17 protein-coding genes are annotated in these 13,014 nt (G+C 60.5%); 6 read left to right on the plus strand and 11 right to left on the minus strand.

All coding sequences use genetic code 11. The features are described from left to right. Positions 1 to 90 precede the first annotated feature (90 nt). The 7 genes from CUC44_RS06390 to CUC44_RS06420 form a co-directional block, all read right to left on the minus strand. Positions 91 to 561 (minus strand): DUF3299 domain-containing protein, encoded by a 471-nt coding sequence (locus CUC44_RS06390; RefSeq protein WP_425266296.1) that lies wholly within the window; start codon positions 559 to 561, stop codon positions 91 to 93. 23 nt (positions 562 to 584) lie between these two features. Then, the gene (locus CUC44_RS06395; RefSeq protein WP_100859148.1) at positions 585 to 1,832 is read right to left on the minus strand and encodes an ABC transporter permease; all 1,248 of its coding nucleotides are present in this window, start codon (positions 1,830 to 1,832) and stop codon (positions 585 to 587) included. Between the two features lie 79 nt (positions 1,833 to 1,911). Further along, the gene (locus tag CUC44_RS06400; RefSeq protein WP_100859149.1) at positions 1,912 to 2,598 is read right to left on the minus strand and encodes an ABC transporter ATP-binding protein; all 687 of its coding nucleotides are present in this window, start codon (positions 2,596 to 2,598) and stop codon (positions 1,912 to 1,914) included. A 4-nt stretch (positions 2,599 to 2,602) separates the two neighbouring features. Beyond that, the gene (locus CUC44_RS06405) at positions 2,603 to 3,172 is read right to left on the minus strand and encodes a DUF2796 domain-containing protein (RefSeq protein WP_100859150.1); all 570 of its coding nucleotides are present in this window, start codon (positions 3,170 to 3,172) and stop codon (positions 2,603 to 2,605) included. A 40-nt stretch (positions 3,173 to 3,212) separates the two neighbouring features. Continuing rightward, a complete protein-coding gene (locus tag CUC44_RS06410; RefSeq protein WP_100859151.1) occupies positions 3,213 to 3,503 on the minus strand; it encodes a hypothetical protein in 291 nt (96 codons plus the stop codon). A 44-nt stretch (positions 3,504 to 3,547) separates the two neighbouring features. After that, entirely contained in the window at positions 3,548 to 4,090 is a 543-nt protein-coding gene (locus tag CUC44_RS06415; RefSeq protein WP_100859152.1) for a YtfJ family protein, read from the minus strand. A 220-nt stretch (positions 4,091 to 4,310) separates the two neighbouring features. Further along, positions 4,311 to 5,186, minus strand: a complete 876-nt coding sequence (locus CUC44_RS06420; protein ID WP_100859153.1) for a hypothetical protein — start codon at positions 5,184 to 5,186, stop codon at positions 4,311 to 4,313. A 140-nt stretch (positions 5,187 to 5,326) separates the two neighbouring features. Between CUC44_RS06420 and CUC44_RS06425 the strand changes: the two genes are divergently transcribed. Beyond that, positions 5,327 to 5,674, plus strand: coding sequence for a hypothetical protein (locus CUC44_RS06425; protein WP_100859154.1), 348 nt, complete (start codon positions 5,327 to 5,329; stop codon positions 5,672 to 5,674). A gap of 26 nt (positions 5,675 to 5,700) precedes the next feature. Here the strand turns inward: CUC44_RS06425 and ppa are convergent, their stop codons facing one another. Then, the gene (gene ppa, locus CUC44_RS06430; RefSeq protein ID WP_005313216.1) at positions 5,701 to 6,231 is read right to left on the minus strand and encodes an inorganic diphosphatase; all 531 of its coding nucleotides are present in this window, start codon (positions 6,229 to 6,231) and stop codon (positions 5,701 to 5,703) included. A 178-nt stretch (positions 6,232 to 6,409) separates the two neighbouring features. Between ppa and mpl the strand changes: the two genes are divergently transcribed. Together mpl and CUC44_RS06440 are read left to right on the plus strand one after the other, a co-directional pair. Next, positions 6,410 to 7,777, plus strand: a complete 1,368-nt coding sequence (mpl, locus tag CUC44_RS06435; protein ID WP_100859155.1) for a UDP-N-acetylmuramate:L-alanyl-gamma-D-glutamyl-meso-diaminopimelate ligase — start codon at positions 6,410 to 6,412, stop codon at positions 7,775 to 7,777. A 1-nt stretch (position 7,778) separates the two neighbouring features. Beyond that, a complete protein-coding gene (locus CUC44_RS06440) occupies positions 7,779 to 8,390 on the plus strand; it encodes a flavin prenyltransferase UbiX (RefSeq protein WP_100859156.1) in 612 nt (203 codons plus the stop codon). Positions 8,391 to 8,463: 73 nt separating this feature from the next. Here CUC44_RS06440 and CUC44_RS06445 read toward each other — a convergent pair whose 3' ends face one another. Beyond that, entirely contained in the window at positions 8,464 to 9,078 is a 615-nt protein-coding gene (locus CUC44_RS06445; protein WP_100859157.1) for a TetR/AcrR family transcriptional regulator, read from the minus strand. 201 nt (positions 9,079 to 9,279) lie between these two features. Between CUC44_RS06445 and hpt the strand changes: the two genes are divergently transcribed. The 3 genes from hpt to CUC44_RS06460 all read left to right on the plus strand — a co-directional run bounded on the left by hpt (position 9,280) and on the right by CUC44_RS06460 (position 11,659). Continuing rightward, positions 9,280 to 9,810, plus strand: coding sequence for a hypoxanthine phosphoribosyltransferase (hpt, locus tag CUC44_RS06450; protein ID WP_100859158.1), 531 nt, complete (start codon positions 9,280 to 9,282; stop codon positions 9,808 to 9,810). Positions 9,811 to 9,921: 111 nt separating this feature from the next. Continuing rightward, the gene (locus tag CUC44_RS06455) at positions 9,922 to 10,839 is read left to right on the plus strand and encodes an ABC transporter ATP-binding protein (protein ID WP_100859159.1); all 918 of its coding nucleotides are present in this window, start codon (positions 9,922 to 9,924) and stop codon (positions 10,837 to 10,839) included. 46 nt (positions 10,840 to 10,885) lie between these two features. Further along, on the plus strand, positions 10,886 to 11,659 hold the full coding sequence (locus CUC44_RS06460; RefSeq protein ID WP_033128789.1) for an ABC transporter permease: 774 nt from the start codon (positions 10,886 to 10,888) through the stop codon (positions 11,657 to 11,659). A gap of 62 nt (positions 11,660 to 11,721) precedes the next feature. Here CUC44_RS06460 and CUC44_RS06465 read toward each other — a convergent pair whose 3' ends face one another. Together CUC44_RS06465 and panC are read right to left on the minus strand one after the other, a co-directional pair. Then, the gene (locus CUC44_RS06465) at positions 11,722 to 12,069 is read right to left on the minus strand and encodes a putative quinol monooxygenase (RefSeq protein WP_100859160.1); all 348 of its coding nucleotides are present in this window, start codon (positions 12,067 to 12,069) and stop codon (positions 11,722 to 11,724) included. A gap of 15 nt (positions 12,070 to 12,084) precedes the next feature. After that, entirely contained in the window at positions 12,085 to 12,942 is an 858-nt protein-coding gene (panC, locus tag CUC44_RS06470; RefSeq protein WP_100859161.1) for a pantoate--beta-alanine ligase, read from the minus strand. Positions 12,943 to 13,014: the final 72 nt, after the last annotated feature.

Raw genomic sequence — 13,014 nt, forward strand, 5'->3', positions numbered from 1 at the left:
GGAGCTGGGCCCAGATGTGCAGGCGGGATAACAAAATGGCCTCCCGGGGGAGGCCATTTTGATTGCGTATCAAGGCAATAGACGCAGAGATCACTCCTCGTAGACGCTGACCTCGGTCGCCTCCATGGAGTAGGAGGCGGTGGCCATCTCGTGGCTCGAGCTGACCGTGCGCATCTTGCCCTTCACCCAGATGGCATCCCACAGATCATCCACAGGCGCGCCCTTGGGGTAGCTCACGTAGATCACCTGGTTGGTAGGGGGCGGCGGCACATGGATGCAGGCACCGAAGTAGGGCACCAGCAGGAAGGCGGTGATCTTCTTGGCATCCCCCTCCAGCGGCACCACGAAGCCCGGGATGCGCAGGTTCTGGTTGTCCAGCTTCTTGTTGACCCCGCCGACCGGCTGCGGCACCGACGCCAGGTTGCCGTCGTGGCTGACCTGGGGCGGTGGCAGCAGTATTTCACCCTCTGGAATGAGCACATCCCAGTCGATTGTTTTGTAATTCACGGCATGGGCAGGCAAAGCCAACACTCCCAACAGCACGGTCAGCACTCGCCACATCGTCATCTTTCCTCTTGTCATCGTCATATCCGGATACTCATGCCGTCGCTCAGGCTGTAGCGATACGCGCGGGCGGCGGGTAGCAGCCCTATCACCATGCCTGCCAGCCACACCAGCCCCAGCAGCTGCCATTCGTAGGCGCTCGGCAGGCCCAGGCCGAGTTGCAGGCCATAGTGGCTGAGCAGCCAGGGGGTGGCAAGCAGTTGTCCCAGGTAGAGTACCCCGACCCCGAGGGCGATGCCGAGGGTGGTGAGGGCCATGGCCTCCAGTGCCAGCAGCAGGAACAGATGGGACGGGCCAGCGCCGAGGGAGCGCAGGATGGCGAGTTCACGGCGCCGCTCGTTGAGCCCCGCCAGCAGGGTGGTCAGCATGCCGATGAGGCCCGCCACCACCACGAAGCCGGCGATGACGGTGAGCGCCGTCTCCATCACGCTCATCATGCCCCACAGCTCCTGCAAGGCAGCCCCCGGCAAGATGGCCATCAAGGGTTCGCCCGTGTAGGTGTTGATGCCGCGCTGCAGCTGGAACGCCAATATCCGGTTGCTCAGACCCACCATAAAGGCGGTGATGGTCTTGGGGGTGAGATCCTGGGCCAGCGCCTGCTCGGCGGTGACGTTCTTGCTGTGACGACCCGTGTCCCAACCGAGGTGGATGGCCTCTATGCCCGCCAGCGGTACGTGCACGGTGCGATCGACAGGGGTACCGGTCGGTGCCAGTATCCCCACCACCTTGAACGGCAGGTTGTCGTGCTGGCTGAAGGAGGTGTTGCCGGCGCCGTGGGCGATGATGATGGACTGATCCAGCTTGTAGCCAAGCTTCTCCGCCACCTGGGCGCCGAGCACCGCCTCGAACGGTGTCTCGAACGGACGTCCCTCCCGCATCTGCAACGACTGCTGCTGGCCGTACTTCAGGTGGGTGAAGTAGTCGCCATTGGTGCCTAGCACCCGGAAGCTCTTGTGAGAATCCCCGAGGGAGATAGGAATGGTCCAGGCGATGCCGGGACGCTGCTTGATGGCCTGATAGGTGTCCCAGCCCACGTTGTTGGTGGGGTTGCCGATGCGAAACACAGAGTAGAGCAAGAGGTTCACCTGGCCGGAGCGGGCGCCGACGATGAGATCCGTGCCGGAGACCGTGTTGGCGAAGCTCTCGCGCGCCTCGGTGCGCACCCGCTCCACCCCGAGCAGCAGGGTGACGCTGATGGCCACGGCCAGCAGGGTGAGGCCGGCGGTGAGGCGGCGGGCCCAGAGACTTTGCAGGGCGAGTTTCAGCATGGCGACCTCCGCATCCTGAATGGCTGGCAGCCTGCCTGTGCGGATGCGCGTGGGCAGAGGTTCTGGTTATCCGATCTCATCATGCCGCCCTCCGGTTGAGCCGTTGCAGGTTCTCCACCCGGGGGAAGAGGGGCTCGAGATAGGGATCGTGGCTGACGAAGATGAGGGTAGAGCCCTGCTTGTCGCACTCCTCGAACAGCAGCTTGATGAAGGCGGCCCTGTTGTCGGTATCCAGCGCCGAGGTGGGTTCATCGGCGATCACCAGGGGCGGTGAGCCGATCAGCGCCCGGGCGGCGGCGACCCGCTGCTGTTGGCCGATGCTCAAGGCATGGACGGGCCTGTGCAGCGCTTCGTCCGGCAACTGCAATTCGCCCAGCAGACGGCGAGCCTCCTGTTCTGGAGTGCCGTGCAAACGGGAGCGCTTCTGGGGGGAGAAGGTGAGCGCCGTAGTGACATTGTCCAGTACGGATAAAAAAGGCAGCAGATTGAACTGCTGGAAGATATAACCCAGATTGGCCGCCCGGAAGTGGTCACGGGCACGGCCGGATAGCTGGGCCAAGGGTTGGCCCAGCACCTCCAGGGTGCCGTGGTTGGCGGTCTGGATCCCGGCGAGCAGCCCGAGCAGGGTCGACTTGCCGGAACCCGATGGACCCTTGATAAATACCCGCTCCCCCTGCGCGATGCGCAGGGCGGGCAGATCGAGTACAGCCTCGCCACCTGGCCAGGCGAAGGCCAGATCGCGGATCTCAACCACGGCGTTTTTCATGGGATCACCAGCTCAGCTTGTTGGCAGACGGGGTCAGCTCGGCGGCGGTCTGGCCGGCGGGCAAGATGCCCTGCACGCTCAGCTTCTCCAGGGTCGGGTAGACGCCAAACAGGGTGGCTTCCAGCCCGGTCAGCTTGGCCGGGGTCGCACAGGTATAGGTGTACATGGCCCCCATATCGGCGTGACCGTCTTCGTGGTGATGTTCGTCGTGATCGGCGTCAGCCTTGTCGTGCTCATGATAGTGATCATGCTCTTCTTTGGCTGCGTTGATCTCCTGCTGGGTCAGGGTACAACCGGCGGCGGGGTCGAGGCGGAACAGGGCATCAGGCTGCTTGAGCTGAGCCATGGCCTTGGCATATTGCGCCTTCTCCGCATCCGTCTTGGCGGCGTGCTCGAAACCCACCAGATCGGCGGCGGGCGCCTGCAGCTCTATCATCAGCTGGTTGCCATCGAGCACCAGATTGAGGTGACCGTGGCCATGTTCGTGGGCACCGTGGCCGTGGCTCTCGTGTTCGTCGTGGTGAGCTTGCACGCCAAAGGCGACAACCGCCAGTAACAGGGTGACTGCTTTCATCGTGATTCCTTTTAAAACCATTGATCAATAAGAGAAATGTTTAAACGGTGAAACGCTGAAGCAGGGGCGGGGCACGGATGCTGTAGTGAGGGCTGTACAGACTCGAGACGCGGGTGATCTCGCTAGCAATGGGTTGGTGGGCGACAAAGGGTTGGACTGGGGCAAGGGCGCCGGGGGTCAGGGCCAGCTTGCCATCCAGATGGAGGGCGCAAATGAGGCAATGGTGGCTATGGCCGGGCAGATCCGCTTCCAGCGGATGTTGTGCCAGTGCCGGTTGCAACCACAACCAGCCCAGCAGCAACAACCAGATTTTCAGCTTGGTACGACCCATAGACCCTTTTGGAAAGGGCGCCATCAGCGCCCCTTCTCTCTGATTCAGAGATGGGACTTGATGAGCCCCATCACCTTGGTGATATCGGTGGCATCGAGCTGACCGTCTTTGGCGAACAGCACCTTGCCTTCTTTATCCAGCAGTATGATGGCCGAGCTCTCGGGCGCGAGATCCCAGGCGTTGCGGGCCATGCCCTTGGCATCCAGCACCATGGCGGACCAGGGGAACTCTTTCTTGCTGTCTTCGGCGCTGCTCTTCACAAAGCCGGAGGTGCCCCAGATGGCATCATTGCTGTTGATGATGGTCACCGTCTGGTAACTGTCATGGGGCAGCTTGGCGGCCTTGATCGCCTCGATCATGGGACCGTTGAGTTCCTTGGCACTGGAGCGACCCGCGATGTGCTGGATCAAAAATACCTTGCCGGTCAGTACCTTGCTCTGCCATGGCTGGTAGCTGATCGCTTTATCCTTCAGCACCAGCTCGCCCTTGTCGGCGATGTTGACCAGGGGCACCTGGGCGGATTCCTTGATGTTGTGGGCCATGACCAGGCTTGGCAGCAGCGCCAGAGTAAGTACGAGATGTTTCATCCGCATGACACTCCTTTGTTATGTTATAACGACTTGTGGTTGAGGGAAAGAGGCACCATACATCCTAAACTGATCGGATCTGTTTAAAAAGTGTTAAATATTGTCGAGGTAGGAGCAGGCCGTTCGGCCAGCCCATGCGACAGTGTGCTGACTGGGGCGGCTAGAATCGTACGCAGCCGATAAAAATCAACCGGTTATAAACTGGTTTGAGGAGTGGTGATCAATAGAGCGGTTCGCTCACCAGCGGGATCTGGGCCATGGTCATCTGCTGGGCCAGCAGGGGAGAGCCGGTCAGCAGCACGTGGCGTTGATTGCCGATCACCACAGTATCTCCCTTGAGGCCGCTGTCCGCCGTGATGGCGAGCCAGGCGGGGGAGACGCTGCCGATGCTGATGTTCGGGTAGATGATGCTGAGCATGTATTGGGGCGCCAGCTCCGCCAGCAGGCTGGCCATCAAGAGCGCCTTCTCGTCGCTATCGGCCTTGTTGTCCTGCAAGGCCTGCAGGGGGGGCGCGAAGTGATCCATCTGCTCCGGCGGGGTGGGAATGGCGTTCAACCACTCCTGCAACAGGTTGACGCTGGTGGCCAGATCCTTGGCCGAGAATTGCTGGGCCAGGGGTTTGAGATCCCCCTTGAACTGATAGAACAGCTGGGAGTAGTTGGGCCGCACGCAGGGCAGCTTGATGTTGGCCGGGTGTACGCAAGGGGAGACCCGCATCTGGTAGAAGGCATCCTCCTGATATTGCCGGTAGGCCTGCCAGAACTGGGTCGATTCCTGGCTGTTGTCGTGCAGGGTGAAGGCCTGCTCCAGATTGCGAAACTTGGTGGCGGTCTCCGGGCTGCTCTGGTTGATCTGGTTGATGCTGCTGTAGAGGCGCGGGCTGATGTAGGAGTAGAGCGTCTCGAGGGGGTAGTTGAGGGAGGTGTCGAGCAGGGTCATCTCGTGACGACTGGCGGAGATGACGCGCTCATCCGTGCTCAGTTGCAGGTGCTTCTGCTGGCCATCGGCAGATTGCCATTGCCAGCTGAAACTGACCTCCTGAGCGGCAGCGGTGCCAAACACTAGACTCCACAGCAGGCCTTTTGCCAGTTTCATGATGATGCTTCCTGCGCCGATGAATACTAAACAACTAGGTGAGACGGCGGGATTTGGATTACTTCGATCGAGCTTTAGTTGGTAATTATTTGATAAAGCTTTTAATTTAATTTTTAAAATAAGACATTCGGAGGTTTGCCATGAAACCTGGCGCCGCGTTCTTGCTATTAATAACTACGCTGCCGGCGACGGCTGGCCAGGTGATCGTCAATCAGGGGTTGTCTCCGGCGGACACCTTTGCCCTGCGGGATCAGCTGGCGCGGGAGCATGAATGGCAGGAGTGGCTGCGTTTCCAGCAGGCGGTCAAATGGCTGGAGGTGCTGCCGGTCAACTGCGATCTGGTGGGCGGGGCAGGAGGCGATTACCGCTGCGGTGACGACTACTATCGCCCCTATCGGCAGAATGGGCGCGACCTCTATATTCAGGGGGATCCGGCCGGTGTGACGCCGGGCCAGCACTCGCACGGAAGCATAAAAAAGGCGCCATAAGGCGCCTTTTTAGTGCGAGCAGACGCTTACTTGGCAGCGTAACGCTCGGCAGAAGTCACGATCTCTGCTTCGGCGGCGGCCTTGTCGCCCCAACCTTCCACCTTGACCCACTTGCCTGCTTCCAGCTCTTTGTAGCGCTCGAAGAAGTGCTGGATCTGGGCTTTCAGCAGCTCAGGCAGATCGTTCACATCCTTGATGTGATCGTATTGCTTGGTCAGCTTGGAGTGCGGCACGGCCACGATCTTGGCATCTTCGCCAGACTCGTCGGTCATCTTCAGCACGCCGACCGGGCGGCAGCGAATGACGGAGCCAGCCAGCAGGGGGTAAGGAGTCGGCACCAGCACGTCGACCGGGTCCCCATCCAGGGACAGAGTGGCGTTCACGTAACCGTAGTTGCACGGGTAGAACATAGGGGTGGACATGAAGCGATCAACGAAGATGGCACCGCTGTCCTTGTCGACTTCGTATTTGATCGGGTCGGCGTTTTGCGGGATTTCGATGATGACGTAGATGTCGTCAGGCAGGCTCTTGCCAGCCGGTACCAGGTTCAGGCTCATGACGTTTCCTTTGCGTGTTGGAGTCAAGTTTGCAGGCCGATATTATAGCGATGTCGAAACAAATGACCATATTTCACGGCCACTGCGACAGACTTGGTGCCAGTCATGCTGCTTGGGTCTGCCAAATCGTTGCCAGCTTGGTAGAATGCGCACTCCCTTTACTGGAAAAGGCAGTGGTATGCATATTCATATTCTCGGGATCTGCGGCACCTTCATGGGTGGTCTGGCGGTGTTGGCAAAGCAGCTCGGTTACCGGGTGACCGGCTCGGATGCCAACGTGTATCCCCCCATGAGCACCCAGCTCGAGCAGCAGGGCATCGAGTTGACCGAGGGTTATGATCCATCCCAGCTCGATCCTGCGCCGGATCTGGTGGTGGTCGGCAACGCCATGAGCCGTGGCAACCCCTGCGTGGAATATGTGCTGGATCGCAACCTGCCTTATATCTCGGGCCCCCAGTGGCTGCTCGAGCATGTTCTCAAGGATCGCTGGGTGCTGGCCGTGGCGGGCACCCATGGCAAGACCACCACCGCCAGCATGCTGGCCTGGGTGCTGGAGTACGCCAAACTGGAACCCGGTTTCCTCATCGGCGGCGTGCCGGGCAACTTCCCTGTCTCCGCGCGCCTGGGCTCTGCTCCCTTCTTCGTCATCGAGGCGGACGAGTATGACTGCGCCTTCTTCGACAAGCGCTCCAAGTTCGTGCACTACCATCCGCGCACCCTGATCATGAACAACCTGGAGTTCGACCACGCGGACATCTTCCCGGATCTCGCCGCCATCCAGCGCCAGTTCCATCACCTGATGCGCACCGTGCCGAGCAATGGCCGGGTGCTGTTCCCGCAGGCGGACGGCAACCTCACTGCCGTGCGCGAGATGGGTTGCTGGAGTGAGGTGGAGCTGGTGGGTCAGGATGACGCCAAGTGGAAGGCGGTCAAGCTGGCGGACGATGGTTCCGTGTTCGAGGTGTGGCTGGACGGCGTCAAGCAGGGCGAGGTGCACTGGGAGTGCATCGGCGAGCACAACGTCAACAATGGCCTGATGGCCATCGCCGCCGCCCGCCACGCCGGTGTCATGGTGGAGCACGGCATTGCTGCCCTGTGCCAGTTCAAATCCCCCAAACGGCGCATGGAGCTCAAGGGCGAGGTAGCCGGCATCAGCGTCTATGACGACTTCGCCCACCACCCGACCGCCATCGAGACCACCCTCGGCGGCCTGCGGGCCAAGGTGGGTAAGGCCCGCATCCTGGCGGTGTTGGAGCCGCGCTCCAACACCATGAAGCTGGGGGTGCACAAGGCAGAGCTGGCCGCCTGTTTCGACGGCGCCGATCAGGTGTTCTTCTTCCAGCCCTCCAACATCGACTGGGATCTCGGCGAGGTGACCGCTCACATGCGCCGCCCGGCGATCGTGTTTGGCGAGCTGGATGCCCTGATCGCCCAGCTGGTGGCCGAGAGCCGTCCTGGGGATCATATTCTGATCATGAGCAACGGCGGCTTTGGCGGCATTCACGACAAGCTGCTGGCCCGTCTCCAGCAGAAGATCGCGAGTTAAAATGGATAAACAGATCACCTTGGCGCTGACAGGGGCCTCCGGCGCTCCATATGCACTGCGTTTGCTTGAATGTCTGGTACAAGCCGATTATCGGGTCTATCTGCTGGCCTCCTCGGCGGCCCGGGTGGTGCTGAAAACCGAGCAGCAGGTGGATTGGCCGGGCAGCCCCAAAGAGCTGTCTGCCCATCTCTGTCGCCAATATGGTGCAAAGGAAGGGCAGATAGTGGCCTGTGGTAAGGAGGAGTGGTTCTCGCCGGTGGCCTCCGGCTCGGCGGCGCCCAAGCAGATGGTGGTCTGCCCCTGCTCCATGGGCACCGTCTCGGCCATCGCCAACGGCACCTCCGACAACCTGCTGGAGCGGGCGGCGGACGTGGTGATCAAGGAGCGTGGTCAGCTTATCCTGGTACCGCGGGAGAGCCCGTTTTCGGCGATCCATCTGGAAAACATGCTGAAACTGGCGCGGCTCGGGGTGACCATCATGCCGGCGGCGCCGGGCTTTTATCACGAGCCCAAGAGCATCGAAGATCTGGTGGACTTTATGGTGGCGCGGATCCTGGATCACCTCGGTATCGATCAGAGCCTGACCCAGCGCTGGGGCTACGCCAAGCCTTGATCCGAGCAAAGGCAGACAAACAAAAGCGGCGCCGGACGATGAGTCCGGCGCCGCTTTTCATTGCCGAGGCTGTTTAGGCTACCTGAATGGGGGCCGTCACATATTTGAACAGGAAATCAGTCACCTCTTCCCGGGACGGGCGCTGGGGCTGATTGATCATCTGCATCATGACGTAGCCAAACCCGGTCAGGGAACGGGCCAGATCCTGCGCCGACAGCACGCTCTGGATCTCGCCATTGTCCATGGCTGCCTGCAGGTGGGGCGCGATGCGTTCCAGCGCCTTGTCCAGCAAGCGGGTGTAGCGGGGCCATACCTCTTCGCGTACCGATGAACTCCATTCCAGCCAGATACTGGCATGGTCCGGTTTGTCATAGGCCGCGTCGACAAACAGTTTTACGTGGCGGTGGATGCTGTCCTTGACCGGACCCTGACCGCTGTAGGCCTGCTCGAGGATCTGTTGCACAAAGCCTTCGATCTCGGCCAGCACTTCATCGACCAGATCTTCACGGGTATTGAAGTAGTTGAACACGGTCGCGACCGATACCTTGGCCTGTTCCGCGATCTCGGCATGCCCCGCACGGCCGATGCCGCGACGGGAGAATACCTCGATGGCACATTCCATCAATTGATCACGACGAGCCTCCGGCGAGAGCCGGGTTCGACGTCTTATTTCTGCGCGTGGTTCCATAGTTTTTTCATCTAATAGTTATTGATTATGGTGTTTATAGTATTGTCACCGATAATGCCAAATGGCTTGCTAACTCTATCAATTAAAATAAGCCGATAAAAGCATCACGTATGCCTGACGCCCTCCGGTTGGAATGGTAGAATCATCGGTTTTGATGTTAATGAACGGCCAATTACCCTTTGGCCATTAATGGAGTATGTGATGAAACACATTGTCGAGGTGATGATCTCCGAGGCCGACGTGGCCGCCCGGATCGCCAAACTGGGTGAAGAGATCACCGCTCGTTACCAGGGTTCCGAAGAAGTGGTCATGATTGGCTTGCTGCGTGGCTCCTGCGTCTTCCTGGCCGATCTGTGCCGTCAGACCCAGCTGCCCATCACCCTGGATTTTATGACCGCCTCCAGCTATGGCTCCGGCATGCACAGCACCCGTGACGTGCGCATCCTCAAAGATCTGGATGACGACATCAAGGGCAAGGATATCGTGATCGTCGAAGACATCATCGATACCGGTTACACCCTCAACAAGGTGCGCGAGATCCTCTCCCTGCGTGAACCCAAATCCCTGGCCATCTGCACCCTGCTGGACAAGCCGTCCCGCCGTGAGGTGCAGGTACCGGTGGACTGGATTGGCTTCTCCATTCCGGACGAGTTCGTGGTGGGCTGTGGTATCGACTACGCCCAGAAATATCGTAATCTGCCGTTCATCGGCAAGGTAGTTCCGCAAGAATAAGCAAGGCTCGGAAGTGGCAAAGGCAGGATGGCGTACTGTCATCGACTGTCTGCAGGCGGCCTTGGCCGCCTTTTCTGTCTCGAGATGGGCGCATCCATCACAGGGGTTGCAATGAACGCATTGGAAATCAGCGGTCTGAAGAAGACCTATCAGGGGGGCGTCGAAGCCCTCAAGGGCATCGATCTCAGTGTCAAGCAGGGGGATTTCTTCGCCCTGCTCGGCCCGAACGGCGCGGGCAAGTCCACCACCATCGGCATCATCAGCTCGCTGGTGAACAAGAGTGCCGGCAAGGTGAAGGTGTTTGGCTATGACATCGATGGCCAGCTGGAGCAGGCCAAGGCCCAGCTCGGTCTGGTGCCTCAGGAGTTCAACTTCAGCCAGTTCGAGAAGGTGAGCCAGATAGTCACCCATCAGGCTGGTTTCTATGGCGTGCCGAGCAGCGAAGCCAAGGTCCGCGCCGAGAAGTACCTGCGTCAGCTCGATCTGTGGGACAAGCGCGACATGGCGGCCCGCACCCTGTCCGGTGGCATGAAGCGCCGCCTGATGATAGCCCGCGCCCTGATGCATGAACCCAAGCTGCTGATTTTGGATGAACCGACCGCCGGGGTGGACATCGAGATCCGCCGATCCATGTGGCAGTTCCTGCAACAGCTCAACGAGCAGGGCGTCACCATAATCCTCACCACCCACTACCTGGAAGAGGCGGAGATGCTGTGCCGCAACATCGGCATCATCGACAAGGGTCGGCTGATTGAAAACACCAGCATGAAGAACCTGCTCGGCAAGCTGGGCCGGGAGACCTTCATGCTGGACCTGGCCCCCGGCTCCGCCGTACCCAGTGTGCCCGAGTTCCAGGGCCGCATGCAGGATGAGCGCACCCTGGAGGTGGATCTGGACAAGAGCCAGTCCCTCAACAGCCTGTTCGAGCAACTCTCCGCCCAGGGAGTGCAGGTGCAGAGCATGCGCAACAAGGCCAACCGGCTGGAAGAGCTGTTCGTCAACCTGGTGGAAGAGGGGCGCAAAGCATGAGTCTCGCGATTGATCACATCACCTTGCTGGAAGAGGGTTGTACAGCATGAACGCCAACACCTATTACATCGCCTTCAAGAGCATATTGACCAAGGAAGTGGTGCGCTTCACCCGGATCTGGCTGCAGACGCTGGTGCCGCCGGCCATCACCATGAGCCTCTACTTCGTCATCTTCGGCAACCTCATCGGCTCGCGCATCGGTGACATGGGGGGCTTCAGCTACATGGAGTTCATCGTGCCCGGCCTCATCATGATGTCGGTCATCACCAACGCCTACTCCAACGTCGCCTCGTCCTTCTTCAGCGCCAAGTTCCAGCGCAACGTGGAGGAGCTGCTGGTGGCACCGGTGCCGAACTACGTCATCATCGCCGGCTACGTGGGTGGCGGTGTGGCGCGCGGCCTCTGCGTCGGCCTCATCGTCACCCTGGTGTCCCTGTTCTTCGTACCGCTGCAGATCCACCATCTGTTCAGCGTCTGCTTCACCGTGCTGCTGACCGCGATCCTGTTCTCCCTGGCGGGGCTCATCAACGCCGTGTTTGCCAAGACCTTCGACGACATCAGCATCATACCCACCTTCGTGCTGACGCCGCTCACCTACCTTGGCGGGGTATTCTACTCCATCAGCCTGCTGCCGCCGTTCTGGCAGGGGGTCTCCCAGGTGAACCCCATCATCTACATGGTGAACGCGTTCCGCTACGGCTTCCTCGGCATCTCGGACGTGCCGCTCGGCACCGCCTACCTCATCATCATCGGCTTCATCGTGGTGTTCTACGCCCTGGCCTGGTGGCTCATCTCCCGCGGCACCGGCCTGCGGCACTGAGTATTTCAGCCATGAAAAAAGGCGCCTGCGGGCGCCTTTTGTTTTGTGCATATGTCATGGATTCAGAACACGGGAGCGTCGTACTGCTGTGGCTCGTCGCTGTAGACGCAGACGTTCCACTTGGCCGCCAAGCCATCGTCGGCGAGGCAGTAGCGCTCGAAGAAGGCCTTGATCTCGGCCCGCTGGCAGTGCGCCTCGAAGCTCGCCATGTCGCGCCAGATCTCGTTGAACACGATGGGGAAGCTCTCCCCCTCGGCGAAGGGACTCGGAATGTGGCGGGTCACTATGTATTGCTGGCAGCCATCTTCGCGCAGGGTGTTGGGCTCCAACCCCTGCAAGACCTGGAACAGGGCCTGCTCCTTGCCCGGCTTGGGCTGGAACTGGGCGATGCAGTAAACCTTCTTGGACATGGTCTATCCTTGAGATCAGGCTGATTGACGCGTCACGACGCGGTTGTCGATGAGGCGGGCCTTGCCGAGGTAGGCCGCCATCAGGATCACCAGCCGCTCGCAGTCGGCAGAGGCGGATTCGAGGGTGTCCGCATCGACGATGTCGATGGCATCGGTCCGAAAACCTGCGTTGTCCAAGCGCTGGCTGGCCTGGGCCACCAGGGAGGGCAGATGATGATTGCCCGCCTCGATCTGCTCGGCAATCCAGTTCATGGTGCGGGCGAGCTCGGGAGCCAGGGCGCGCTCGGCGGCGCTCAGGTAGCCGTTGCGCGAGGAGAGGGCCAGGCCGTCGTCGGCGCGTACCGTGGGCACGCCGACGATCTGCACCGGCATGGCCATGTCGGCCACCATCTTGCGAATGAGCGCGAGTTGCTGGTAATCCTTCTGGCCGAAGCAGGCCACGTCCGGCTGTACCAGGTTGAACAGCTTGCTGACGACGGTACTCACTCCGCGGAAATGACCGGGGCGCAGGGCGCCTTCCAGCAGGCCGGAGAGGCCGGGGACCTCGACAAAGGTCTGGCTCGCCAACCCATGGGGGTACATCAGCTCGGGAGTCGGGGTGAACACCAGATCCACGCCGGCAGCCTGCAGGGCGGCGCAGTCCTGCTCCAGGGTGCGGGGGTAGTTGGCGAGATCTTCTGCCTTGTCGAACTGCAAAGGGTTCACGAAGATGCTGACCACCACCTTCTCGCCGTGGCTGCGGGCCTCGTTGACCAGGGTCAGGTGACCCTGATGCAGATTGCCCATGGTGGGCACGAATGCGATGGCACGCCCTTCACGGCGCCATTGACCGATCTGCTCACGCAGGGCGGCGGGATTATTAACGACGAGCATCAATAGTTCACCTTCGGATACATCTAAGAGAGATGGGTTGGGGGAGTCAGCGGCAGATGGCGAAGCGGGGGC

The sequence above is a fragment of the Aeromonas lusitana genome, assembly GCF_002812985.1.
GTDB classification, from domain to species: domain Bacteria; phylum Pseudomonadota; class Gammaproteobacteria; order Enterobacterales; family Aeromonadaceae; genus Aeromonas; species Aeromonas lusitana.